The organism is Vreelandella glaciei (assembly GCF_013415125.1).
In the GTDB taxonomy this organism is placed as follows: Bacteria; Pseudomonadota; Gammaproteobacteria; order Pseudomonadales; family Halomonadaceae; genus Vreelandella; species Vreelandella glaciei.
The window spans coordinates 42,624-67,896 of sequence record NZ_JACCDE010000016.1; the positions used below are offsets into that span (position 1 = coordinate 42,624).

Genomic DNA, 25,273 nt, shown 5'->3' on the forward strand with positions numbered 1-25,273 from the left:
TAATTACGGGCCTTTGTTTATCAGCGTGCCGTCATCCGCTTTTGTAATTTATGCAAACCCTTTGCATCAGGTCGCAAGGTTAGCGCCGCTTCAATTACGCTTCGGGCCTCATCTAAGCATCCATGGCGTTCAAACGCCAACGCCATTTCGCGTAGAGCAATCACAGGAGAAAGCTTATCATTCTCTAGCAAAGCCAATTGTTCATCTGTAAAAAAACTCTGACTTCCATAGGCTGGTGTCAACCCATTGGAATTGCGCCCTGTGATAGCAGTACGAAGCTTCTCTATCCAGTGCGCCAACTGCTCTGGAGTTGGCTCGACCTGAGCTATCTGTTTATTCACATGAGATTCAAGAGCATCAAACTGTTCAATAGCTATGTTCAACAATTGATTTTCGCTAATAATCGCTTCGTCATCCACAGCCCCTGTGTCTATAATGGATTGATCAAGACGCTGCTCCATCCACTCAATATCTTCACGATGGTTTTCTAGTATCGGGTCTATTAAAATGCTGGCAAAGTGTAATTTGCGAGACCCAAAACCTTCTAAGCTGGCAACCAAGGCATTATTATCTCTCGCCTTCCCTTTGTAGTTGGCATATTGAGGCCCCTCGCGACGATAGGCAAATAGTACAGAAATAGCTTCTAAAGAGAGAGATTTATTAGCACGCTGAATCTGCTCTTGTAATATAGACTCGCCCAGCAAATGACAAAAATCAACTACCGCATCCCCTCCCACAAGATGCTCAGGTTTAAATAGACGCAGCGTTACATTTTCACGCCCAAATACTCGGTCAAACTTCTCAAACTTCTCCCGGTAATGCGGATAGTAAGCTTCCCCCCTTAGCCGAGCAAGACCATGATTTTTTACCAATTGCTGAAAGACTGAAGCCATAAAAGAGGCTGGTGGCCTGACATAGCCAATCACCTCAATACATTCGAAATGACTAGCAAAAAAATCGCGTAATTTAATAAGTGAGTTCTCTGGCAAATGACAGATACCTTCACCGGAGATAACTTGATACTCTTGAGTATTGCGCACCGCCTCAAGTCCCTGAAGCGCCTGCTGCTTATAGCTCTCCACTTCCTTGGGACTACGTCCTGCTAATCGATGTCCACTCCAATTACTGGGGTCTTCTATAAATAAAGAGGTAATTATACCTCCATGATTAGGCACTCCTAAGTCAGCATAACGAAATTCGCCAACTACACCACACGTAAAGAGGGTTGCCTGTATTGATGACGCATCCGTTTGAGGCATACCAACATGTAAAACTAGCTTTGACATTTTCACTCTTCCCTCTGGGCTTTGTTTCCTGCGATATTACGCCGTTTTATAAAATATAGTTTAGCTCTCTCTAAGTAGAAAAGATGCTTTTTTCGCTGCCTTGCGTACTGATTTTGCAGCCTGGTTCTGAGCCTTTTTCTTAAGCGCATCAGCCAATAATGATAGTAGTACTTGACCGTCACCTTTTACACTAACAATTTCTTCTAATTGCGTCTTACTAAAAAGAGTATTATGGGGTTCTTTGTAGTTAGCAATGTCATGAGTATTTAAAATATGCAGCCAATTTACTAATCGGGCGATGCCTATAGCATTATGAGTAGGCGACTCATTTTTGTCCAGCAGGTGCCATATAGACATACGGTTATTATATGCAACATTAATTAGGTTCTCCTCGCTACTAATCGTATGAGGAGATTCGCCAAGCTGATCAATAATAGATCTGCCAAGTCTTTCAGACATCCAATCAAGATCTTTTCGGTAATTTTCAAGCACTGGCATTACTACAGCTTCACCAAATACAAGTTTTTGATTGCCTATACCAGCTAATATTTCGATTAACAAATTATTATCCCGACTAAAACCTTCATAGCCGATAGGTTTACTACCAAAACGCCTAAAAGTATAGAGTAGAGCAGTGGCTTCTAATGAAAGGGATTCATTAGCACGAATTATTTGCTTGGGTTGTACAGCGGCCCCAATACGTAAGGCAAAGTCTTGCACAGCATCCCCCTTATGCAGTGCATCTTTTCCAAACGCCACAAGCTCCACATTCTCTTTCCCAAATACCACATCCATTTTTGCAAAGCGTTTATAATAATTAGGATATACTGAATTAAGATTAAAGCTGAGGTTTGCACCTCCCTTCAATGTCTGCTGGAAAGCTGACTGCATATAGCCAATAGGCGGTCGTACATAGCCGATAACCCTTATCCGCCGACAGTACTGTGAGAGTATGCTGTGCAAATATTCAAGCTCGCCGCTGCCTCCATCAGGGCGGGACAGGTACTCCGCAGAGATTAGTATTCGTGGTTTATCTACGCTTTCAAGCTCCTCATGCAGCCTTTTTGTATAAGCTTCTTTAAGCGCTTGTACCTGGGCTAAACTACGACCATTACGAATGTGATTATGATAATTTTGCGGATTTTCAGAAAGCACAGTTGCTAAAAATCCAGAGTGATTAGCTGAACCTAGCGAAAGATATTCAACCTCTTCCATTTCAATTTTGCTAAACGTATCTTGAATAGAAGACGAACCAGTTTTATGCATTCCAACATGCACAATGGCTTCCTCAATCATTATTATCTCTCTCCCTCATCAAGCCTTGCTTTAAGCTGATTTACTTCATGAGAAAGGTGTAAAATTAGCTGAAGTAGCGCTCTATTAGTATCTAAAATAGTAGTAGAATAATCTTTAACCTTTAGCTCGGAAAGATCAAAAATCGGCTGCCCACCTTTCTCTAACAACTGATTCACACGGTTAATTTCATCACTCTGCTTTTCCAAATAACGTGAAACATCTACTTCATTGGGTAATAAGTTATTGTAGGCAGGTGATCTCTGAAACTTTTGCGTAATTCCTGCTTGCCGAAGCAGTGGTTCAAGCTCATCTGGCAGCACCTGACCCTTTGCAAGAGAGTTATGATAAGCAAATAGCGCCATGGCTGGTGGCCCGGGCGTATCATTTTCACGTAGATACGGAATGCTTTCAGGTGCTAGGTGCAACTCTTCCTCAACAAACTGTTTACTGACATCTTCTATATTATCAAAATTGTAGAAGCAGGCATTTTCAGATATTGCATACCAACTTTCTGCTTTTACGGACACAACGTAGGGTTTATCTGACACCCAGGCCCTAAATGGCTTAAGTGGCCCACTATACGTCTTATGTTTGATACCCCACTGTAAATAAGCTGACGTTATCCAGCTATCGGGCCTACGAATGTAGCCGACTATTCTTATATCATAGCGGTCATGCAAGGTGTCAATTGCTGCTTTTACATCTTCCAGGCGGTCAAAAAGTGACTCATTAGACCACACCAATGTTGTGATACTTGCAGGTAGCTGCTCGTCCGCAAACTTAAGCACGTGAGCCAATTCGTTATTGGCTTGCATGCTATCCAGCGCTGTATAATCCCGCCAGCCACCCGCTTTTTGCCATTTGTATTTATTGGGCAGCTCTACATGCTCCAACATCAATCCCAGATATTTAATGCCACTTTTTTCCAAGGATTGACGTGCCATTCTTAGCGTTTTCTGAATAGATGAGCTGCCTGTTTTGCCCATACCTACGTGTATAATTAATGTACGTTTCATAAATATCACCAATGCGTATTAGATGTGTAAACACGTTGAGCGCGATACCCTGTTTCCTGAACCAACTGCGGTATCACTCGTTCAAAGGCGTGGAGTACTGAGCCATCGTAAGGTACGGGCTCTGGCAGTTTAAAGGTCTCTGGATCCCAGCGTGTTAGGTCTCTTAGGGCTTCTGCCCGCGCCCAAAACATAGTGCCCAAAGGAAAGCACCGGTAAGCGGGCCAGCGCGAATAGCCCAAGGGCTCCAACAGCTCTTCTATCCACTTGCCGTTATCGGCTTCATCGACCATGTGGCTATCTTCTGCAAATACCAATCCCACGCGCTTATCTGCAAACTGCCCCATTACCTCGTTCGCGGCCGAACGCGATCCCATTAAATTGGTCAGCAGGTAGCGCCGCCATCTATCCCCTACACCGTCCGCATTGTCAGTCGATTTTTTGGTATGAAAGTGGCCAACCACCTCGTAATGCCCGTAAATTTTTTCCACAAACAGGCGGTGGAAGGGATAAACATCTCGACCGCAGTTAGCTACTTTTTGGGTATACACCGTACCTGTAATAGAACTCTGTAATAGCTCAAGCTGCTCAGGTGTCAGATCGGGTATATGGCTCACAAACAAATCTACATTTTGGTCTGCCAGGTTTTTAAAATACGCGCAATAATCTGGTATTAGATCGGCGAAGTAGACATGAAACTGTAAGGCAATCGTATCCGGGGCATCGTCAGTACCGGCACCTGTTACCCGGTGAACGGGCATCGCTGGGTCTTCGCTACCCATTACGCTTTCTACCAGCGCTTCAAAGCGAGTAGGCTGCTGATGGTAGGCATCTAACGCACGCTGTATATCACAGCCGGGGAACGGCTTTGACAGTGCGACCCCTTTGCGCAGCAGGCTCAGGAAATGCGTCGCCTTGTCCCCATCGGTTGAGAAGTTTAAACCGTAAAAGGTGGGGTCAAATTTCAGTTTAAAGCGTTCTGTTTCGGCCACCTTGTGCACTTCGCTGCTGCGCTGATTGGCTTCTACTAAGGCATCCTGCAATGCGTCAATATAGCGGTCAAAATCGAGCTGCTGATGGCAGAGCTCAATGTTTTTACCATCGCGGGTCATCAGTGTACCTAGGTTTTCAGACAACAGTTGCGCAAGATGATGCGGGTTGCCGTACTTACCAATAACCGCCCGGGCAGCGTGTTCCTTTACAAAGTCCGCAACACCACTGCCTTCTTCAAACACGCCTAGCCCACAATCCGCATTCAGCGCATCAATCGCTACGTTGGGGAATGGGTCAAGCCGAGACGTGAGCAAGTAAATATCGACATCTCTTAACGCTGCGGCCACATCATGTACCGCGCCGGGAAAGTGGACACGCTCACTGATGCCTACCCTTTGTATAAAGGCATCCAACCATACGCTGACCAACACATCATCTTCACTATAGCCATTACCCAGCCATACAAATTGAAGATGCTCGGCCCGGCTGTCTCCTTTCATTTGCAGCGTGCAATAGAGGTGGTAGCAGGTCTCCAGGAACCAATCGACGCCTTTGCGGGGTTGTACATGCCCCGCTCCGGCAATAACGATGGCCTTTTCATCCAAACCAAGTAATTTTCTTAATGACCAATCTTTATCCACGTGGGCTTGAAAGCCAAGGTACCCTTGCGGCTGAATGCGGATATTGTTCAGCTCATGCTTGATACCGGCTTTGGTTTTAAGCTCATGTATTCCAGAGCGGGCTAGACTTTCTGCCGGGTAAATAATCACATCAGAGGTCAGCAGCATGCGGCCAATTTTACCTACGGGGCGGGTATACTCCGCAAACTCATGCAGCAAACTCAGCGTAGGTAAGCCTAAATTGGCCGCCGCATCGGCCATGTTGATTGACTCGACTGAGTTCAGTAGTACCGTTTTAAGGTCATGGTGATCCATCAAGTACTTGAGCGAAAGCTCTAACGCGGCAATACCATTGTGCGCGGGGGCATCCAGATGGAGCGTTCCCACTTCTATAAACCGCTCCCTTAACTCCCCCCCCCGCAGCACTGCCGTAATAACATTGAAACGCCCTGCAAACCTACGGGCCACTTCTAGCGCTACGATAGGCGCCCCGGTGGCGGATGCTTCATGGCTTACGACCAGAAGCGTTTCTAATCCTTCCTGTTTTGCTACTCCACCCTGTGTCAACAGTTCCTGGATATCCAAACAGCCTGCTCGGCCCTCTTTAAAGCCGTGCATTATAAAGTGATGGAACGCATTAATGGGCGCGTTACGAATGTCGGGGTAAATTGATTCGTAGAACTTTTGATCAAAAAAACCTTCAATTTTCGCATTGCCGTGTTCGGATATCTGGATTAACTCATCCAGCCACGGCCCTAGCCTCTCTCCTTTGGCCGCTGCAGCGGGTACCTTTTCGCTGGTCAGCAGTTCCCGTAGGCGGTTTTTTAACACGCTGTTAAAGCCGCTTGCGGCATCCACAGGCGGTGGTGCTGGTGCTGGCTCCGCTGGTGGCTCAGCGGGTTTGGGTGGTTCTGGCTCTGGTTTGCGTGGTTCCTGCTGAGGTTGTTCTTGCTGGGCCTGGGCAGGTTTGGCAGGTTGTACCTGAGCTGGTTTAGCCACCGGTTTGGGGGGCACCGCTGCTTCTGGTTTTGGGGATTGCTCAGCTTTGGCAGGCGCTACCGGTTCCAACGTGGGGCTTGGCCAAGCGGGCCGTCCTTCTTTTTTGCCGTATAGCAGGAAGTGCACCAACGGGTTGGCGCCATCCATCTCTACATCGGGGTTTGTTTCCAGGTAGTAAGCGGAATCAAACCATTCCGGCTCCACTACCGGGTAGTCGTAAAAGTGTTCAAGAAAAAAGGCGATCGGGTCTTCAATACCGGGGGGCAATGTAGTGGCATAGCGCTGCCAATCTACCTTGGATCTCTCCAATAGGGGTTTGAACTTTGGCTCCGTACGTTGTTGGGGTCGCAAGGCCTTTCTAAAAAGCGATTTCATGTATTAGCCAAGCCTCTTTTTCATATAGCGCTCTATGGTCATGGCCCATTCGGGCTTGCCCAGTGCGGCCTCAAGCTTTTCAGTAGAAATAGAGCTATTGACGATATCGGAGGGGCTCGCCGTTCGCTCTACAATCACCGCGGAGGGTTTTAGTTCTTGAGCATAATCAATAATCCATTGCAGGGACGTTGGCGTTCCATTACCTACATTGTAAATACCGGTATGGCCTTCCAGCGCCATACGCACCAATATTTTGGCCATACAGGGCGCATAGATAAAGTCACGCATCGCCTCTTGAGGAAACGCAGCCACAAAAGGCTCATTCTTACTCAGCTGTGTTAGTAGTACATCTATCAGCCCATGGTTCGAAGCGGTATGGTTACCATAAGGGTTAGATACCCTGGCGCAGGCGAAAGGCACGTTGTAATCCTGTGCATAGCTGCGATACATCGACTCTTCCATCACCTTCATACGGCCATACCACGAACGGGGCCGAACGGGGTCAGTCTCACAGCTGGGCCGCTCGGCTGCTTCACCGTACACCGTCCCCGCTGAAGAAATATGCAACAGCCCTGCAGGCGGATGGTTCTGAAGATAGCGTATAAAACGTTCGAGGCTAGCCCAGAATTCGTTCATGGCTGCCGTGAAATTTTCATTGAAGTTTCTGGGCTTCAGCCCCCCTAACGCATTAATAATAATAGGCTTTGAACGCAATACCTTTGTCACTGATGGTGCATCAGTTAATGCAATGGTTGGCTTGTCGCCGCCGCGGATATTTCGTGCAACCCCAACCCATTCAATACCTTGCTTATCAAGCTCGTTCCCAATACTTGATCCTATAAACCCTGTTGACCCAAGCAGTAGCACACTGGCCATAATTTTATCACCTCCCCCAATCCTCCCGACAATATTAATTGAACTTAGGTGCGGCATCAAAGGGTATGCCTTGAGCATCCTTTTCAGAAACCTTCAGCTCAACGCTGTCAATAATTCCCCAGTCAATCGCTAACGAACTGTCATCCCAACGAATGCAGTGTTCATCACCTGGAGCATAGTAGTCGGTGCATTTGTACTGAAATTCGGCGTCTTCACTCATAACGTAAAAACCGTGAGCAAACCCTGGCGGCACCCAGAGCAGGCGCTTATTGTCTTCGGTCAATATCGCACCCACCCACTGACCAAAGGTGGGGCTTGATTGGCGAAGGTCTACCGCAACATCAAAAACCTCACCACGGCTAACCCGCACCAATTTGCCCTGCGGGGTTTGCAACTGATAATGCAAGCCGCGGAGTGTTCCTTGGGAAGACCTACTGTGGTTGTCTTGTACAAACTGATAATCACCGCAGTGCTGCTCAAATTCGTTCTGGCGGAATGTTTCCATGAAGAAACCGCGCTCGTCGCCAAAGACCTTGGGGGTAAGCAGTACTACATCAGGAATAGCAAGCTTTTCGTAATGCATGGATAGTTCCTTTATTGCCATCGGCATCTATGGAAAAGTGCCAGTGATAGGGCCAGTGGCTAGCGTTATGCTTACTACACTAGGCACTCACTGAAGCAGCCTTTAAAAAAGTCTAAAAGCATCGTTCACTGAGAACCTGTGCCTAACACTTTTTATTTAAGTCACCTACTTATTTAATACACTTGTTTGATTAAGTCGCTTGTTTGATTAAGCGTTGTAGGTATTGGCCATACTGCGTTTTTGCAAGTGGTTTGGCGAGTTCAGAGAGTTGCTCATCGCTGATCCAACCTTGCTGCCATGCAACTTCTTCAAGACAGGCCACCTTTAAGCCTTGACGGTGCTCAATCGTTTGCACGTATTGGCTGGCTTCAAGAAGACTGTCGTGGGTGCCGGTATCTAGCCAGGCAAACCCACGGCCTAAGCGCTCAACGCGCAGGTCGCCACGCTCAAGGTAAGTGTTATTAACACTGGTAATTTCCAGCTCGCCCCGCTCTGAGGGTTGAACGTTTTTAGCGATCTCCACTACATCATTATCGTAGAAATAGAGGCCGGTGACGGCATGCGCTGATTTAGGCACTTTGGGCTTTTCTTCAATGGAAATTGCTTTGCCATCTTCACTGAATTCAACGACCCCAAACCGTTCTGGGTCTTTCACCAGGTAGCCGAACACAGTGGCGCCACTTGGCTGGGTATCCGCCCGCTTTAGCTGTTCTGAAAAGTGCTGACCATGGAAAATATTATCGCCTAATACAAGACAAACGGGGCTATCGCCAATAAATTCTTCGCCAATAACAAAGGCTTGTGCGAGGCCGTCGGGGCTGGGTTGCTCTGCGTATTCAAACCTAATACCAAAGGATGCGCCGTCGCCAAGCAATTGCTGGTATTGTGGAAGGTCTTCCGGGGTTGAAATGATCAGTATTTCGCGAATACCGGCCAGCATAAGTACTGAAACCGGGTAATAAATCATAGGCTTGTCGTAAACGGGGAGTAGTTGTTTAGAAACTCCTCGGGTGATGGGATGAAGACGTGTACCTGAACCGCCCGCGAGAATAATGCCCTTCCGTTTAGGTATATTACTCACATTTACCCCCTTAATAAGTTTTTCAATAAGCTTGATAGGAAAACTACTGAACTACGCCATTATAAGAAAAATCGATTTTCCCATTTTGATATTACAGTCGTCGTTCAAAAGCTTTACGTACTATCTCTCCTGTGCTTTTTCCTTCTTGCTTTTCTGTCGTACTTTTCTGCCGTACTATCTGCGCAGTACTTTTTATTGCCCTTTAGCCTGCTAATTTTCTCATAGACCAGAACTGAATTGACGCTTAAAGCCTAATATAGTTCCTATATACTTTGCTACCGTTTAATCACCTTACTAGCAGGCTAATAATTAAGAATTAAACGGTTTGTCAATATAAATACACAACCATTGCAATCCCTGTCAGCCAATTTTTTTCAGTCCAAATATTCGTGCAAAGTTAGTGCCAACTGACTTTGCCAAGTAGGCATTGTTAAATTTAATTCAGCCTCTATCTTAGCGAGTGACATGCGTGAATTCAATGGCCGTTTTGCAGGCGTTGGGTATGCCGAAGTGAGTATACCCTGGGTGTTTTCAGGTTTTATGACAAGAGGCACACCCGCTTGGGTTGCCTGCTGAAAAATTTCGCTTGCAAAACCATACCAGCTGGTAGCTCCAGCAGGTGCCAAGTGGTAAATGCCTGATGAAACACGTGATTCAAGCGATGAGCCGTAGGGTGTAAAGGCGAGCGCCGTGACCTGGGCGATCAAACGAGCAGGAGTAGGCGCACCAATTTGGTCGTTAACAATATTTAACGCTTCTTTCTCTTGGCCAAGACGCAGCATGGTTTTCATAAAGTTGCTACCACGCGCGGCATATACCCAACTGGTGCGAAAAATCAGATAGCTTGCACCACTTTCGGCCACTGCTAAGTCACCTTCGAGCTTCGTTTGCCCATAAACGCTTAACGGCCCTGTAAGGCTATCTTCCTGCCACGGAATTTCGCCATCGCCTGGGTAAACATAATCACTTGAATAATGCACTAGGGTAATTTTTTGGCGAGCAGCGTATTGGGCTAGCTGTGCAGGTAAGCCCGCATTCAGCCGCTTAGCCAGGTCTGGTTCGCTTTCGGCTTTATCAACTGCGGTATACGCTGCGGCATTGAGGATCAACCCAGGGTTATGCTGGCTGAGGTAGGCCTCAACCGCTTGCTCATCGCGAAGATCAAGCTCTTGCCGAGTCGGTGTCAGGATATCACCGAAGAGAGAAAATTGACGTTGAAGCTCAAAGCCAACTTGTCCGTTACTACCGGTAATCAGAATTTTCATAAAGTAACCTTTCCCGCCACGAACTCACACTAAAATACAGACAGTATCAAAAGTACACAACTTTTTTGTCAGTGCTTTTCGTGACCAATTAAAATCAACGTTAACTTACGCCTAACCGCTCGCCTTTATAGCTGCCGTCTTGAACGCGTTTCCACCATGTTTCGTTGGCAAGATACCATTCGACGGTTTTGCGCAGGCCGGTCTCGAAGGTTTCTTGGGGAGTCCAGCCCAGCTCGCGTTCAATTTTGCTAGCATCAATGGCGTAGCGTACGTCATGACCAGGACGGTCGGTGACGAAGGTGATGAGTTCGCGGTAGGATGCTTCTTTGGGTACTAGCTCCTGGAGGAGGTCGCACAGTGTTTCTACTACGGTGAGGTTGGCTTTTTCGTTATGCCCACCAATGTTGTAGGTTTCACCCACCTGCCCTTCGCTTGCTACTTTAATTAGCGCCCGTGCGTGGTCTTCGACATACAGCCAATCACGAATCTGCTGGCCATCGCCGTATACGGGTAAGGCTCTCCCCGATAACGCGTTGAGGATCATTAGCGGGATGAGCTTTTCAGGGAAGTGATACGGCCCGTAATTATTTGAGCAGTTGGTCACCAGTGTGGGTAGGCCATAGGTACGCTGCCATGCCCTCACTAGATGATCCGAGCTCGCCTTGCTGGCTGAATATGGTGAGCTAGGGGCATAAGGCGTTTGTTCCGTAAAAAGATCATCAACACCTTCTAAATCGCCATATACCTCGTCAGTGGAGATGTGGTGGAAGCGAAATTGTTGCGCTTTATTGGCGCTTTGCTGCTGCAATTGTTTCCAGTACCCGCGAGCAGCTTCCAGCAGCACTGCCGTGCCTACTACATTGGTGTGTATGAACTCAGCGGGGCCATCTATAGAACGGTCAACGTGACTTTCTGCTGCAAGATGCATGACCACATCAGGCTTAACGTCTTCAAATAGCTGCTGCATGGCACGCGCGTCACAAATATCCGCCTGGATAAAGGTGTAGCGTTCATTATTGTCTACACTCGTTAGCGATTCTAAATTGCCAGCGTAAGTCAGCTTATCAACGTTGATAACATGGTGTGAGGTATTGTTAATTAATTCACGGACTACCGCCGAGCCGATGAAGCCTGCTCCTCCGGTAACAAGAAATGTTTTTTGATTCATCGGTTCCCTTCCTCTATGTGCGAGTTATTGACTTCATCAGAAACATGCTGCTGAGCTTGTTCCAGTGCTTCTAAATGCTTGCGAGCTTTAACTGTTTTGCGGTGCCGATTGGCTACATCTTTTTTTATAAACTGTTGGATATAAGGCAGAAATTGCTGTTCTTCGGCCGTTGCCTGAGCCTCTTTGGCTTTTTTGAGTTTCTGGCGACACTGCTGAAGATGCCGTTTTGCGCTGGGGATATCGCTGGGTAATGGCTCATCAGCTTCAGCCGTTGCCGTATTTCCTGGTACCGCCTTTGTAGGTGCAGCCTTTTTAGCAGCCTGGCCGCCAGCGGCAGAGGTACTTGCCGAGGCTTTGTCATTAGCGACTTTACTATCAGCATTACTGTTATTAGCAATACTTTCATTCGCTACACGGTTAGCAGTCGCGGGGGCTTTTGCGAGCTTGCTAGCTCTTGCTGCTTTTTTGGCATCGCTATCACGGTGGTAGGTTTTAATAGCAGCGTTAATGTCATCGAACCAGAAGGCCTCGCCCTCTTTTATATATACCCCAGCCTGGCATAGGTCTTTTAAAATGCCTTCTGAGTGCGACACCATGATAAGCGACGATTTACCTACCTTGGACCGAAACAGGGCCTTGGCCTTTTCTTTAAACGCCCGGTCACCAACGGCAGTGGCCTCATCTGAAATATACACATCAAAATCAAATGCTAGCGAAAGCCCAAACGATACGCGTGAGCGCATACCGGAGGAGTACGTCTTGACGGGCTCGTCGAAGGCTTCACCAATTTCGGCAAAGTCTTCAACAAACTCAATCACTCGCTGGACTTCTTGCGACTTTGAGCCTTGCACGCGAGCGACAAATTTGACGTTTTGCCGTCCTGTCATGTTATTTTGCATGCCGCCCGTCACGCCCACCGGCCAGGAAACCCGGCTGCTGCGCACGACTTCGCCACGCTCTGGCGTATCCATACCGGCAATCAAGCGTAACAGGGTCGACTTACCAGCCCCGTTAGCACCGATTAGGCCCACACTGACGCCCCGCGGTATGGTGAGGTTGATATCTTTCAATACCCAGTCACTACCATGATGATTGTGGTAGCGCTTGTAGAGATTACGAATTTCAATCATGAATAAGCACGCTGTAAGCCTTTAAAAGATCTGTTTAATCGCTCCCAAACAGGTCGCGTGTGTATACCTTTGCTGAGACATCCGTGAGCTCGGGGGCCATGCGATTAGTCAATATTACATCGGCCTCTTGTTTAAAGGCTGCTAGGTCGCTAATCACACGAGAGTTAAAAAAGTGCTCCTCCTGCAAAGTAGGTTCGTAGACAATGACTTCTACCCCCTTGCCTTTGAGTCGCTTCATTACCCCTTGCATAGCGCTGGCGCGGAAATTGTCAGAGCCTGATTTCATGATCAGCCGGTACACGCCTACCACACGTGGGTTACGCTTAAGAACCGATTCAGCAATAAAATCCTTACGCGTGCGATTAGCATCGACAATGGCTTTTATGATGTTATTGGGCACTTGATCATAGTTTGCCAACAGCTGTTTTGTGTCTTTAGGTAGGCAGTACCCGCCATAGCCGAAGCTGGGGTTGTTATAGTGATTACCAATACGGGGGTCTAGACTAACGCCTTCAATTATTTGCCGAGAATCCAAATCGTGATTTTCGGCGTACATATCCAGCTCATTAAAATAAGCGACACGCATGGCCAGGTAGGTGTTGGCGAAAAGTTTAATCGCCTCTGCTTCTGTGCTGTTCGTGAGTAAAATAGGGACTTCTTTTTTGATCGCGCCCTGCTCAAGGAGCGCAGCAAACATTTCACCGCGTTCCGAGCGCTCGCCAACAATAATCCGTGAGGGGTAAAGATTGTCGTGTAGCGCTTTGCCCTCCCGTAAGAACTCAGGAGAGAATATTAAATTTTGCGTACCAAAGCGCTCGCTCGCCTGTTTTGTATAACCTACTGGCACCGTGGATTTAATCACCATCAAGGCTGATGAGTTAACCTTCATTACCAGCTCGATGACTGCCTCAACGCTTTGAGTATTAAATGTATTAGTGATGGGGTCATAGTCGGTAGGCGTCGCGATAATGACAATGTCTGCCTGCGAATATGCGTGTTCAGCGTCCAGAGTGGCGTCAAAATTAAGCGCTGTATTGCTTAAGTATTCTGAAATTCCTTTGTCTTCTATCGGCGAGTGACGGCTATTAAGTAGGTCAATTTTTTCTTTGACGATATCAACCGCTACGACATCATTGTGCTGAGCGAGAAGTACTGCATTGGAGAGCCCGACATAACCGGTGCCCGCAACCGCAATTTTCATGACATACCTGCTATTGAAATAATACAAAGGGAATAGCGTATCGCGGCTATATACGTTACACAGTTCATTATGCACTCACTACCGTTAATGATTTTCCCGCCTGCTGATACAACTCTGCTAGCTTTTGCTTGAGTGCCATTCTGGCGTCGTGCTCACCATGCACCAGGCGTATGATAGCTGGCCAGCGATGCATCCGCCTTACGTAGTTAAGTAAATCCTTTTGATCCGCGTGAGCGGAGTAACCACTCAGCGTGGTAATGCCTGCTTTAATATCAATCCGCTTCCCCTCAAGCTCAACCCAGCCGCCACGTGGGCCATATTGCTGTATATCACGACCAGGCGTACCAGCACCTTGGTAGCCGACAAATAGCACTTGATGACGTTCGTCCCCTAACATGGCTTTGAGGTAATTAATAATACGGCCACCTGTACACATGCCGCTAGCGGCAATCACCACCGCCGGACGGCCTGTTTTAGCCAAATAGGTCACTGCCCTTAAGTGCTCTTCATGACGCTCAATAGTGTAGAGATTGGCAAAGTTAAGCGGGTGGCGTCCACTGTCTAAGCGACGCTGGGCTTCTTTATCCCAGTAGGGTTTTAGTTCCCTATATACACTGGTAAAGCGTGCGGCCAGGGGGGAGTCAACTATAATTTCAAGTTCCTCCCACATTGATGAGTGTGCTTGATGAATGATGGTTTCTAATTCGTAAAGCAGTTCTTGAGTACGCCCAATACTAAAGGCGGGTACCATGACGGTTCCACCGTTTGTGAGTGCTTGCTCAACGGCAGCTTTCAAGGTGGCGCGGCGGTTTCGGCGTTTAGGGTGATGGCGGTCACCGTAAGTGCTTTCAAGTACTAATTGGTCGCAACCATAGGGCGATTTTGGCGCTGGCAATAGCGGGGCATAAGGCGCGCCCAAATCGCCAGAGAATACGACTCTTTCTTTCTCGCCAGTAGGAAATTGATGGTCAACTTCTACGTAACTGGAACCCAGAATGTGTCCTGCCCGCTGGAGTTTTATACGGGTGGTGCCCGCCTCTGAGTTAGGTACGACACTTCGCCATTTTCCGTAGGGAACACTGATGAGCTGATGCTTTAATTGCTCTTGGAAGCGGTTAATTAGCTCTGCGTTACGGGTAAACCCAATCTTCAACGCATCATCAATTACTAAGGGGAGCAGCTTGGCAGAAGGGATGGAGCAGATAATAGGCCCTTTAAATCCCGCCGCTAGTAGGTAGGGCAGGCGCCCTATATGGTCAATATGGACATGCGTGATTATTAATGCCTGAACAGTGCTGATATCGAATTCAATTTGTAATTGCTCAAAGCTGTTCCCCGCTTCATCTTCACCTTGAAATAGGCCGCAATCAATTAGCAGTGAGTGCTCACTATTTAATATGAGCTGGTGACAGCTTCCAGTGACGCCAGTGGCGCCACCGTGATGAATGATATTAAGCACTGACTTGTGTCCTCTAGCATTGGGAGCCACTTCATGACTTCTTTTGCAGACGCGTTGCTCCGCGTGTTAACTCACTCCTTACGTGTCACACCTCACCACCCTGCCCTTGTTACTCTTTTATCAATCTCGGTGATCTTTGACAATCATTGCCATCATGCTAAAAATAAACGCGATAAAAATAGTCAAGATTGCAAAAACACTGCTGTTATAGAGACGGTTAGGCGCCGTTGGATATTCTGGGAACAGCGGGCTTTGCAATACGCTTACTTGCTTTAGCTGCCGCGCAGCTTCTAATCGGGTATTTTCTAACGAGGCAAGCGCGCTTGAGTAGGTTTCTTGAGCGAATTGGGCCTGTAGCTCTAAGGTTTCATATCCCGCAGAAACGCGGTTAAGAGAATCACCAGTGGCTTGAGCCAGGCGATCACGCTGCACCACAATTTGATCGCGTAGGGCTGAAATACTTCGCTCGACTTGTCGCAACTCAGAGGATTGCGAACTTTGGAAACTTGCCAGGGCATTGCGCTGTGCTTGCAAGCGGGCCAAGTCACCTTCTAGCGTGGCCACCACTTGATCAATACTTTCTACCGTTGAGGTAGGCGACACAAGGCCAAACTCATTTTGGTATTCAAGCAGCTTGCCACGGGTTTCTTCAAAGCGCTCTTCTAAACGTACTAGTTGCTGCTCTAAAAAGCGCACCTGCTCATCAGCTAGACGGTGACCCATTTCGTTCATGTGGTCTTCACCGGCCTCAAGCAGTAACGCGGTCATATCATGAGCAAATTCTGGGCTGTAGCCCTGAACATATATATTTAGCACACCAGCATATTCATCTAACTCAATCTCTACGCGCCGTAAGTAGTATTTGTGAAGGTCTTCAATGGGTACGTTGGGATCGCGTAGCTTGGCAAAAAAGTCGCCATTCTCGCTATAATGCTGGCGTATACCCAGCTGTTCATCCAGCAGGCGTAGCATATCCACCGAAAGTAAGTGCTCACGTAGCAGCAGCAGATCATGCGTATCGCCACTGCTTCCACTCATTAACGATGAAAGGGATAATTCAGGCGAAGCCACCTGGGGGCTCTCGAGCACCACTGTGGCACGCGATACATAACGGTCTTCTGCCCATATAAACCAATAGAAAGAGACGAGAATAATCGCGATGATAGCAACCGCCCATTGCGGCGATTTTTTTACAAAATGACGTAACGAAACAGGCATAGGTTATTTGGCCTTTAACCGGTCAACAAAACGTAGGTGCATTAGTAGCCCTAGCGCACTTATAGAGAGTGTTACCATCCAAAAATAAAGCATACTAGTGCCATGGACCGTTTGGTAATTTTCAAAGAATCCTAATCGGAGCACTTCAATACCATGCGGAATCGGATTAAGCATGAGATATTCCAACAGCCAGTGGGGAAGCTGATTGAGTGGAAACATAACACCTGAAAGAATCAAAAGCGGCAGCGAGAGCATCCGGACCACACGGCCCACTTCTGGAACTAATGTTGCTACCACCGAGGTTAATAGCCCGAGTGCAAGCCCTAAACTCCATAGCGATAACCATGCGGCCATCGCCCGAATAGCGTTATCGGGGTAAATATCCAATCCGAGCATCAAGCCGCCCAGAATAAATAGCAGAAAAATCAATGAGCGCAACATGCCTTCCAGAAAATTGCGCACGATGACTGGGTCAACTGGGTGTACCTGACGATATGCGAATAGTGCACTGTTACTTTCAATAGCGCCCATCCCTCGAAGCATACCCTCGCGTACCAGGAAAAAGCCCATTAACCCGGCAATCATCCACGGAATAAACTCAGCATTAACAATTAGCCGATCACTACGTATGAAACTGCGTATGGCCACCATAATGCCAATAAAGGCAACGGGCTCAAAAAGCATCCAGAACCAGCCCATGCGGTCTGCCATTGTGCGTGATATGGCTTCACGCATAAACATGGCATACCACACACTCCGGGTCACTTGCCATGGAGTGCGGGCACCCTTTGGACCACTGGTTATATTTTCCATAGTTCAACTTTTTGAAAGTGAAGCAAATCGTTCTCTTTGAGGTGTGAGATACAGGTTGAGGTGAGAGATACAGGCGAGTATTAGCCTTACCCCTCACTCGTGCTTATTCACCACCTCACAACTTGGTCTTCATTTATTGGCAACCATCCGCTACAGATCCACCGCAACGCGTGTTGCAACGGCTATTTGGAAAAGAATTTGGGTTAGAGTGGACGCTAGCTGCAGGTTATGCGTAGGAGCCGCCGGCATTACCAGGATCTCATCACCTGGCCGTAGATTAACATCTCGGGCATTTTCAACTGCACCATTTTGACGAACCACCAAGATGTGATCTTTGTCGGCACGTTCGGTAAAGCCTCCAGCACCTTCAATGTAATCAATCACGTTCATACCAGGGCGATACACTGCGGCCTGGGGCACTAATATTTCACCACTGATCAACATAGAGTCGCTAATTTCAGGAATCGTCACTATGTCGCCATCTTGCAGACGAATATCGGAAATTCGATCATTATAAGCGACAACTAAGCGCCCACTCGGTTCTAACTCGCGCGCGCGCTCAATAAAATTTTGAATGAGTTCGGCTTCTTGAACGCGGATTTGAGCTTCTTCATTGGTACTTGACTCGGCCCCTAGATAAGTCGTTTCTAAGCGACGTAGGCTGTCTTCCATTGATTGCTGCTGCTGCTCTCTCACGCTTTCACGTTGGAGCGAAATACTTTCAACGGCTGTCATGTTTTCAGGTACAGGTATCGCATCAAGTAGCTCACTCAAACGCGCATCACGTGGCAGTGCATAGCGCGAAGGGCCGTAATAACTTCCTTCTATTTCTACTACGATAGTTTCGCTGCGCTGATCGGCACTGAAGAGGACTTCGTCACCGCTACGTATAGTTTGCCCGTAAAATAGCTCAATTGGGAAATATTGGGCAATGGGACCTTCTTCACGGTTACCACGTAATAGGACGTGGGAAACACCGCTTTTTAGACGAGCTAGGTTAATCAGTTCTGCGCCGCTCAGCTGATTACCCATTAGCTCATAGCGGTGCTCACGATGGACATCGCCACCTACGGCGATCGCCGGACCACGCTCTTCCACCACAATAGTATCGCCATCTTGAAACTGCGGACGGGGGATACTGCCATTAATCAGAAAGTCGTAAAGGTCTACCGTGGCCACCGTTTGGTCATCACGTACCACCCGAATTTGCCGATAGCTCCCTAAGTCTTGGTCAATACCTCCTGACTGGTCTAGGAAATAGAGCAAGGAATCGTTAGGAGTACCTGCATAACGCCCAGGGTTTTCTACGTAACCGGTTACAAATACCGCCACCGGCTGTACGCCCTGTATATTGGTATATACCTCAACATTTTCAGGGTATACCGAGGTAATGGCCCCTCGCACACTGTTATCAACTTGCTGGCTATTTTGCCCCTCTATATACAATGGGCCAGAGCCTGGTATAAAAATATTGCCCTGGGCATCTACTGGCAGTATTCGGTCAAACTCAAACGCCCCCCATGCACGCACGGTGATTTGGTCACCGGGTTTGACTTGATAGCCTTCATTTAAGCCATCCCCCATCGCCCCTCGAAACCCGCCGGTAAATAGGTTAGCGCCAAAAGGGGGGAGGGTATCCGGATCGGCGGTTTCCATAGCAACGGGGCCATAGGTGCCGCTACGCCAATCAGCTCGAGGGGTATCGTCTACTTGCTCTTGCTGGTCTCCGCCCTCTTGATCTTCAGGCAGGATGCTATTCGGGAGACTAATACTTTGTGCCAGTGCCGTGCTACTGGTGAGAGCGCTTAGTAGCAGAAATGAAGCAACGGCGATGGGGCGCTTGATCGATAGCCGTTGAAGCATGCATGAAACATTCATTAATAGCGCCCTTCCATTGTTGAATCCATGTTAGCGAATACACGTTGATTCACCCAGCCATCAGGTGTTTCACAAGTAAGTGCACTGGGTGCAGCTGCCCCTGCACTGTCGACAATGCGTAACCGACGACACTCCCTGCCACTGGCGGCTAGGTAAGGCGCATCGGCAACAATTTCAACGTTATCCCCCCAAGGAGTGCGTGCGAGATTGAGAACAGAGCCTGCGGGTGCTTTGGATAGGAACTCATTAAGCGCCACATCTTCCAGGAGCGTTGCCGGGTCGTTATTCAACACGTACTGCGCTTGTTGTTGGGTGCTGCTATTTGGGTAACTGGCACAGCCGCTTACCACGACAACACTTAGCGCCGCCAATAGCATACGAGCTGGCCGCGCTATCGAGAATGGGGTATTTGACATGATATTTCCTAAAAAAAGGTACGCTACCGCCCAGGAGTTTTGAAGGGCGTGTTCCCATGCCCTACTCTAAACGGATGAAAAAGTAATTAATCCACGCTACTCAAAATTAGTTTCGATTGTAAGGTATTCATTGCCGCCACTCTACATAGACAAACCTTGTACATGGGGATAATTTTATTCAACATTTTCGTCATTCAACCTCTCTGAGCCAGCCGCTTTTTCAACCCTACTGCTGATGACATTCGGTATGCCCACCGCAACCCAAAGGCACCTAGAAGCAAGCGCTTCTTTGAAACCTAGCGCCTTAAGACTCAGAGGCGCTAGGTACAACATCATAGGCACGGTCGGCCTCAAAATCCATGCTTAGCAAAGGCCTCGATAAACGCTTATACCTCACCAACATGGCCACAACGTTAAGCCTGTCAGCGGCATCACAACGCGAAGCTGGACAGGCCATGGCGGTGGCGACACTGAACAATATCGAACCAAACCATACCCACAATGCACTTTCAACACCCAGCTGACATGGTCAATTGGAAAACATGCATGTGACCATCTTCCTCATCAGCTGTAAATTAAAAATTTGATTTATAAGAACATTATTCTAGAATAGTCCTCTTCGCCTCTCATTTTTTTGCTAATATTTCAGTAGGCATTCTTGTTAGTAAACCCTGTAAAAACTGTCAAAATAATAATGCGTAAATCCAACCACAGGGACCAGTTGTCGATGTACCAAAGATCATACTCGACCCTACGCTCCATTTTCTCCAGGGTATCTGTTTCCCCCCGCAAACCATTCACTTGGGCCCAGCCTGTGATGCCTGGCTTTACCTTATGGCGTCGCATGTATGACTCAACAAGATCTTTATAGTAATCGTTATGAGCTAACGCATGGGGACGCGGACCAACGATCGACATACGACCCTGAAGTACATTATAAAATTGGGGTAGCTCATCAAGAGATGTCTTACGCAGAAAAGCACCTATTGGCGTTATTCGTTGGTCGTTCTTGGTGGCTTGGGTAATTTGACCTTCTTTTTCCTTATGGACACGCATGGACCGGAATTTATATACCTTCACCCGTCGTCCATTTGCACCAGTACGATATTGTTTAAACAGTATGGGGCCTGGAGAGGTAACCTTGATAGCGACAGCAATCAATAGACAAACGGGGGTAATCAATAGCGTAATAAGGCTCCCTACCATTAGATCTTCAGCACGCTTGATAATACGCGCCATGCCGCTGAGTGGCGTAACGCTTAGATCAATAGCAAAATGCCCCGCCACCTCGCTAAATCTGTGGTTAAGCAATTGCATACCCTGGAAATCAGGGATAAAACGTACTTCCGCAGTGTGATTTCTTAAAGCATAAAAAATGGAACGAACAGCCCCCCCCATTTCTAAAGGGACACAAATCCATACTTCACGTGCACCAGACATTTCAATTCGTGCCGCAATATTGGGCAAGCTTTGTTCGTTGAATCCAGAGTACAGCCTCTCAACACCGACAATAGAGTAGCCTTCCCCCTTAGCGGCACGCATGCTTCTTGCCACTTGTAGCAACTGGCTGCTGGGGCCCACCAAAAATATGGATCGCCTCGCACGCCCCTTCATGCGAGCTTTTCTCAAAATAATTTGTGCAAGTACACGCCCTCCCGCCGCTATGATATAAGAGAGGAGCAACGAGGAGGCTACCCACAACCTCGAAAAACGAACAGAAGCATCTGCCAAAAAGATCAATGATGTTGCCAACAATCCAACCGCTACCCAAACCATTAAAAGTCGGGCCACCAATGTAGAAACGGGGGTAGTACGCCATCGACTGTAACCACCAAACATACTATTTAATAGGATGGCAAACAGAGCGATGAGAGCAGTCGCTAAAACATAGCGCTCATGTAAATCAAAAGTTCCAAAACGAAATTTAAAAGCAATAACACAGGCGCAAACAATTGCGAAAAAATCAAAAACGGGCACTATCAGCTGGGCAGGATACCGTTCAGTTAGGCCTTGTGTTTGCTTAAACATTTAAACTTTCCTTTCCCAGATACTCATTACCATTATAAAACATGTCAATAGACAAAAATCACTTACTCCAATAATGTGAGTGCATCGACAATTTTTGCTTTATAGACACTGGTAGTTTTTCTGACCGCTGACCTAATTTATAACCAAATAATTTTAAAGCATTTCTGATCAAGCTAGACGGCCAAAGATAAAAACGTCTTAACCCAATATACTTAATCTCTGACTTTACATACTTAAACCCTTCTCCCCCCGCTCCTCCAAAATTATCTCTAATCCATGGCTCTTTAGCATGAAACACACCAATATCAAAATAACGACGGAATTCTTCTATAATTGTATAGTTATGAGAATGTCGGCAACAGGCATCGCCTGCGTAAACAATTTCATAACCTGCCATCAACATTCTGGCAGTTACAAACATGTCTTCTGACAAAATAACATCATCAGGAAACCCACCTACTTTAATAAGCGATTCCCTACGATAAGCAGCAAATGAATTAGACATAAAGGGCGTTTTTATACCTAATGACGAGGCATCCTCTAAAGACTTATAAATAGATTCTGATGGGTAATTAAATATCCGTGCATGAGCGGCTAATAGATTAGCATCATCGTGTGGCAGCTGTCTTCCACATACTGCAGCCACAGTACTTTTGTCAAAATACTTAACCATGTTAGTAATAGCGGAAGGATCATCCAAATATGCGTCTTGAGTCAAAAATATAAAAACATCATACTGCGGATAATCATTAACAATTTTCTGTCTAGTGCCGCCATGATTAAACTCACTAGAATTTATAACGACTAATTCATCTGCCCTTTCTTCAGCTAATTCCTGAGATCCATCAGACGATGACGAATCAACGACCAGAACATCAAAGTGAGCTTTTTGTTGATCCAAAGAGTCAAATAACCGTAGCAAGTCCTGCTTGCCATTATAAACTGGTATGACGCATGCAACCCTTTTACTATTTACCATATGGTATTCCTTACCTATTTAAAACAATCCGTGTGTTGGTTTAAAATATCCGAATAACAAATAACAAGCTCTTTTACATGGTTTTCTAAAGTAGGCGGTTTTTTCCAAAAATCATCATATGCCTGAGCCCCAAGGCGATTAACAGTATCATCGCATTCTAACAAAGCAAGCTGATCATCCAGACTAGCACTATTACCAGTGGAGAATAATAATCCAGATTTATTATGTGTAACATAGTCAGTCGCTGATGTTTGAGAAGCTACAACGGCAGGCACACCTACAGCAGCAGCCTCTAAAACAACAAGCCCTTGAGTTTCATACGACCTAGAAGTAAATAACAATGCACGTGTATCATATAAATATTTTGATATTTGAGTTGAGTCTACCCAACCTAAAAACTCAGCTTCGGGCAACAATTCCATCAACTCCTCTTCGACCTCTCCTTTTCCAATGAAACGCAATCTATCAGGCGTAATGCTTTTCACCTTCGCTAAAAGCAAAGCCCCCTTTTCGGCCGACAAGCGACCCACATAAGTATAATAACGTGAGTTGCCTGGTGTTGTAGGTGACGCTTTTTTTATATCAATAGGATTTCCCACCCTCCAAAACAAAGCGGTGCTGGGAAGCAAAGGTTTCAGTATTGACTCACTGTAATCCGATACACTAATAAAATTTTTAATACCATTTTTAAACCCTGCTCGCTTATATGCTAGTTGTCTGATAACTCGCCAAAGCTTATGGGAATAACTACGAGCATCACAATTAGTAGTGACACAATCTAGTGACATTGGCTTTTTATGGCATATGCTTTCTTTTTGATAATCATATAAGCCACCGTTAGGACATACAGAAAAATAGTCGTGTAGCGTTAAGACATTGGGGATTTTAGAATTAACAACAGCAGCTACCGCACTAATACTCAATGACTTGACCCACGTATGAATATGCACGACAGTATCATATGGACTTATATTATTCAGATACTGTTTTATTACCTTATAAGACTGACTATTCCAAACACCTCTGATAGCGGCATCCTTACGACTAGGATTATCTAGCAAGTCATACTGTTTTAGATCAATTAACTGAATATTAGGATGAATCAAATCATTACTAGCGGGTCCCACTGCAAAAACATAAGAGACTTTGTATCCAGCCAACGCAAGACCAAGAGCACTTGAAATTGCTACTTTCGCTGCCCCACCCTCTACCCTAGCATAGTCATTAATAATGATTATATTTTTAAGCTTGCTAGCATTCATACTAATACTCGTCTTTTATTTAAAAATGCGACATAACATGCAGCAATGACTACAAACACTCCAGGAGAAAAATAGCCATAACCTCTAAGGAAAAACTCAATAGAAAAGCCCATAAAAAACCCGTACATTAGTATTCTTTTTCTCAAAAAATCATCTTGAATAGTATTACCTTTCAAACTACTAAAATAACGATTGGTGTAAAAAAACATATTAACTAGGGAAAATAAATAAAAAACAACTAAAATGACACCCAAAATACCGAATTCAGCAACAATTTTAGCCAATAAAAAACCGCCATCATATGTGTTAAAATACTTTCCGGTTAAAACATATATTCTTTCAGTAACATCAGGAAAATACGTAGCCTCAGTACCAAGCATCTGAAAACCTATGCCTAGTCCATAGGTCTCGATGAGATTAGTATAGGCCATCATCCAGCCCTGAAGAAATACTAATGTGGTTAGGTTGTTTGAGTCTTCAAACGCCAGCCTGCTTTGAAAATAAGGAAAATAGTCTAGTAGAAAAATAAAAAAAACCATACCAATGGTAAACAAGAAAGTAGCACATAAAACCAAATAAGCAAGCCTCATTCGTAATACATACATTAAACACGATAAACTAAAAACAACTAACATTGTAAGATTAGGAAATAAAATAGCTAGCAACAGTATATTTAATAAAAAAGCAAAAACCGTTTTGAAATTTTTACTTGTAAGAACATAGGGTAAAATTACCATGCTCAATGCTAGTGCATAATGACTTTCTTCAGAAAATGGAAATACAGATTTTTCCAATTCACCATATCCTCCCCAATGCATACCCACTAAAACTTCAACCCATCCAATAAGCAACAACAATATGATAACGTAAAATAACGTAGCGTGTATTTTTTCAAAGGGTAAATAAAGCATGTAACGACCAAAAATTACTGCTGAAAACGCGACAAAAAACCAAACAAGGGAAAGCAGAGGCTTAATATCTTGATAAATAAAGCAAATTACAGCACAGTTAATAGTGACCACCAATAATACAACGGTGAATATAAATAAAAATTCAGTATCAACTTTAAATGCTCCCTTGCTAGTAAATAACAATAGCAGTACTAGCAGTGATGAAAAAAGCATCCCCACCGCTAACGAGCTAGCCTCCAGTAATACAAAAACGAGGCTTGGCATAAGCAATATTGACATAAACAACAATAGCAGTCTTACATCAAGCTTAGTATTACTTAGATGCATATCCAATTACTCTATTTATAAAAATTGACAATAAACCCACTCTTTAAACTGAAAATCAAAATACAGTATGCTTTATCAGAAAGAAGCATTTTTTTA

At 46.0% G+C, this 25,273-nt stretch carries 20 protein-coding genes; all 20 read right to left on the minus strand.

Going from position 1 to position 25,273, the window contains the following annotated elements; genetic code table 11:
- Positions 1–20: 20 nt before the first annotated feature.
- The 20 genes from HZS80_RS12035 to HZS80_RS12130 all read right to left on the minus strand — a co-directional run bounded on the left by HZS80_RS12035 (position 21) and on the right by HZS80_RS12130 (position 25,177).
- Positions 21–1,286, minus strand: a complete 1,266-nt coding sequence (locus tag HZS80_RS12035; RefSeq protein ID WP_179916220.1) for a hypothetical protein — start codon at positions 1,284–1,286, stop codon at positions 21–23.
- 60 nt (positions 1,287–1,346) lie between these two features.
- Positions 1,347–2,582: a hypothetical protein gene (locus HZS80_RS12040; protein WP_179916221.1), complete on the minus strand. Its 1,236-nt coding sequence runs from the start codon at positions 2,580–2,582 to the stop codon at positions 1,347–1,349.
- A 2-nt stretch (positions 2,583–2,584) separates the two neighbouring features.
- The gene (locus HZS80_RS12045) at positions 2,585–3,598 is read right to left on the minus strand and encodes a hypothetical protein (RefSeq protein WP_179916222.1); all 1,014 of its coding nucleotides are present in this window, start codon (positions 3,596–3,598) and stop codon (positions 2,585–2,587) included.
- A 5-nt stretch (positions 3,599–3,603) separates the two neighbouring features.
- Positions 3,604–6,582, minus strand: coding sequence for a rhamnan synthesis F family protein (locus tag HZS80_RS12050; protein WP_179916223.1), 2,979 nt, complete (start codon positions 6,580–6,582; stop codon positions 3,604–3,606).
- A gap of 3 nt (positions 6,583–6,585) precedes the next feature.
- Positions 6,586–7,458 (minus strand): NAD-dependent epimerase/dehydratase family protein, encoded by an 873-nt coding sequence (locus HZS80_RS12055; RefSeq protein WP_179916224.1) that lies wholly within the window; start codon positions 7,456–7,458, stop codon positions 6,586–6,588.
- A 34-nt stretch (positions 7,459–7,492) separates the two neighbouring features.
- On the minus strand, positions 7,493–8,041 hold the full coding sequence (gene rfbC, locus HZS80_RS12060; RefSeq protein WP_035566812.1) for a dTDP-4-dehydrorhamnose 3,5-epimerase: 549 nt from the start codon (positions 8,039–8,041) through the stop codon (positions 7,493–7,495).
- A gap of 190 nt (positions 8,042–8,231) precedes the next feature.
- Positions 8,232–9,122, minus strand: a complete 891-nt coding sequence (gene rfbA / locus HZS80_RS12065; RefSeq protein ID WP_179916225.1) for a glucose-1-phosphate thymidylyltransferase RfbA — start codon at positions 9,120–9,122, stop codon at positions 8,232–8,234.
- 374 nt (positions 9,123–9,496) lie between these two features.
- Positions 9,497–10,387 (minus strand): dTDP-4-dehydrorhamnose reductase, encoded by an 891-nt coding sequence (gene rfbD / locus HZS80_RS12070; protein WP_179916226.1) that lies wholly within the window; start codon positions 10,385–10,387, stop codon positions 9,497–9,499.
- A gap of 100 nt (positions 10,388–10,487) precedes the next feature.
- Positions 10,488–11,555 (minus strand): dTDP-glucose 4,6-dehydratase, encoded by a 1,068-nt coding sequence (gene rfbB / locus HZS80_RS12075; protein ID WP_179916227.1) that lies wholly within the window; start codon positions 11,553–11,555, stop codon positions 10,488–10,490.
- Complete coding sequence (locus HZS80_RS23535) at positions 11,552–12,685, minus strand: ABC transporter ATP-binding protein (RefSeq protein ID WP_246361977.1); 1,134 nt, start codon at positions 12,683–12,685, stop codon at positions 11,552–11,554. Before HZS80_RS23535 ends, rfbB begins: the two co-directional genes overlap by 4 nt.
- 34 nt (positions 12,686–12,719) lie before the next feature.
- Entirely contained in the window at positions 12,720–13,886 is a 1,167-nt protein-coding gene (locus HZS80_RS12085; RefSeq protein WP_035566819.1) for a nucleotide sugar dehydrogenase, read from the minus strand.
- Between the two features lie 67 nt (positions 13,887–13,953).
- On the minus strand, positions 13,954–15,345 hold the full coding sequence (locus tag HZS80_RS12090; RefSeq protein WP_179916228.1) for an MBL fold metallo-hydrolase: 1,392 nt from the start codon (positions 15,343–15,345) through the stop codon (positions 13,954–13,956).
- A gap of 120 nt (positions 15,346–15,465) precedes the next feature.
- Positions 15,466–16,563, minus strand: coding sequence for a KpsE/RkpR family capsule polysaccharide export protein (locus HZS80_RS12095; RefSeq protein ID WP_179916229.1), 1,098 nt, complete (start codon positions 16,561–16,563; stop codon positions 15,466–15,468).
- A 3-nt stretch (positions 16,564–16,566) separates the two neighbouring features.
- Complete coding sequence (locus HZS80_RS12100; protein ID WP_179916230.1) at positions 16,567–17,376, minus strand: ABC transporter permease; 810 nt, start codon at positions 17,374–17,376, stop codon at positions 16,567–16,569.
- Between the two features lie 150 nt (positions 17,377–17,526).
- Positions 17,527–19,254 carry a polysaccharide biosynthesis/export family protein gene (locus tag HZS80_RS12105; RefSeq protein ID WP_179916231.1) on the minus strand — a complete coding sequence of 576 codons (1,728 nt, stop codon included), beginning with the start codon at positions 19,252–19,254 and terminating at the stop codon, positions 17,527–17,529.
- Positions 19,254–19,670 carry a DVU3141 family protein gene (locus tag HZS80_RS12110; protein WP_179916232.1) on the minus strand — a complete coding sequence of 139 codons (417 nt, stop codon included), beginning with the start codon at positions 19,668–19,670 and terminating at the stop codon, positions 19,254–19,256. Before HZS80_RS12110 ends, HZS80_RS12105 begins: the two co-directional genes overlap by 1 nt.
- Positions 19,671–20,315: 645 nt before the next feature.
- Complete coding sequence (locus tag HZS80_RS12115) at positions 20,316–21,698, minus strand: undecaprenyl-phosphate glucose phosphotransferase (RefSeq protein ID WP_179916233.1); 1,383 nt, start codon at positions 21,696–21,698, stop codon at positions 20,316–20,318.
- A 58-nt stretch (positions 21,699–21,756) separates the two neighbouring features.
- The gene (locus HZS80_RS12120; RefSeq protein ID WP_179916234.1) at positions 21,757–22,677 is read right to left on the minus strand and encodes a glycosyltransferase family 2 protein; all 921 of its coding nucleotides are present in this window, start codon (positions 22,675–22,677) and stop codon (positions 21,757–21,759) included.
- 14 nt (positions 22,678–22,691) lie between these two features.
- Positions 22,692–23,939 carry a glycosyltransferase family 4 protein gene (locus HZS80_RS12125; protein ID WP_052703774.1) on the minus strand — a complete coding sequence of 416 codons (1,248 nt, stop codon included), beginning with the start codon at positions 23,937–23,939 and terminating at the stop codon, positions 22,692–22,694.
- Entirely contained in the window at positions 23,936–25,177 is a 1,242-nt protein-coding gene (locus HZS80_RS12130) for a hypothetical protein (protein WP_035566834.1), read from the minus strand. Before HZS80_RS12130 ends, HZS80_RS12125 begins: the two co-directional genes overlap by 4 nt.
- Positions 25,178–25,273 lie beyond the last annotated feature (96 nt).

Excerpts from the sequence above, each read along its gene's own strand:
- HZS80_RS12035 (WP_179916220.1), bottom strand. The coding sequence starts at position 1,286 with ATGTCAAAGCTAGTTTTACATGTTGGTATGCCTCAAACGGATGCGTCA.
- HZS80_RS12040 (WP_179916221.1), bottom strand. The coding sequence starts at position 2,582 with ATGATTGAGGAAGCCATTGTGCATGTTGGAATGCATAAAACTGGTTCG.
- HZS80_RS12045 (WP_179916222.1), bottom strand. The coding sequence starts at position 3,598 with ATGAAACGTACATTAATTATACACGTAGGTATGGGCAAAACAGGCAGC.
- HZS80_RS12050 (WP_179916223.1), bottom strand. The coding sequence starts at position 6,582 with ATGAAATCGCTTTTTAGAAAGGCCTTGCGACCCCAACAACGTACGGAG.
- HZS80_RS12055 (WP_179916224.1), bottom strand. The coding sequence starts at position 7,458 with ATGGCCAGTGTGCTACTGCTTGGGTCAACAGGGTTTATAGGATCAAGT.
- rfbC (WP_035566812.1), bottom strand. The coding sequence starts at position 8,041 with ATGCATTACGAAAAGCTTGCTATTCCTGATGTAGTACTGCTTACCCCC.
- rfbD (WP_179916226.1), bottom strand. The coding sequence starts at position 10,387 with ATGAAAATTCTGATTACCGGTAGTAACGGACAAGTTGGCTTTGAGCTT.
- rfbB (WP_179916227.1), bottom strand. The coding sequence starts at position 11,555 with ATGAATCAAAAAACATTTCTTGTTACCGGAGGAGCAGGCTTCATCGGC.
- HZS80_RS23535 (WP_246361977.1), bottom strand. The coding sequence starts at position 12,685 with ATGATTGAAATTCGTAATCTCTACAAGCGCTACCACAATCATCATGGT.
- HZS80_RS12085 (WP_035566819.1), bottom strand. The coding sequence starts at position 13,886 with ATGAAAATTGCGGTTGCGGGCACCGGTTATGTCGGGCTCTCCAATGCA.
- HZS80_RS12095 (WP_179916229.1), bottom strand. The coding sequence starts at position 16,563 with ATGCCTGTTTCGTTACGTCATTTTGTAAAAAAATCGCCGCAATGGGCG.
- HZS80_RS12100 (WP_179916230.1), bottom strand. The coding sequence starts at position 17,376 with ATGGAAAATATAACCAGTGGTCCAAAGGGTGCCCGCACTCCATGGCAA.
- HZS80_RS12105 (WP_179916231.1), bottom strand. The coding sequence starts at position 19,254 with ATGAATGTTTCATGCATGCTTCAACGGCTATCGATCAAGCGCCCCATC.
- HZS80_RS12110 (WP_179916232.1), bottom strand. The coding sequence starts at position 19,670 with ATGTCAAATACCCCATTCTCGATAGCGCGGCCAGCTCGTATGCTATTG.
- HZS80_RS12115 (WP_179916233.1), bottom strand. The coding sequence starts at position 21,698 with ATGTTTAAGCAAACACAAGGCCTAACTGAACGGTATCCTGCCCAGCTG.
- HZS80_RS12120 (WP_179916234.1), bottom strand. The coding sequence starts at position 22,677 with ATGGTAAATAGTAAAAGGGTTGCATGCGTCATACCAGTTTATAATGGC.
- HZS80_RS12125 (WP_052703774.1), bottom strand. The coding sequence starts at position 23,939 with ATGAATGCTAGCAAGCTTAAAAATATAATCATTATTAATGACTATGCT.
- HZS80_RS12130 (WP_035566834.1), bottom strand. The coding sequence starts at position 25,177 with ATGCATCTAAGTAATACTAAGCTTGATGTAAGACTGCTATTGTTGTTT.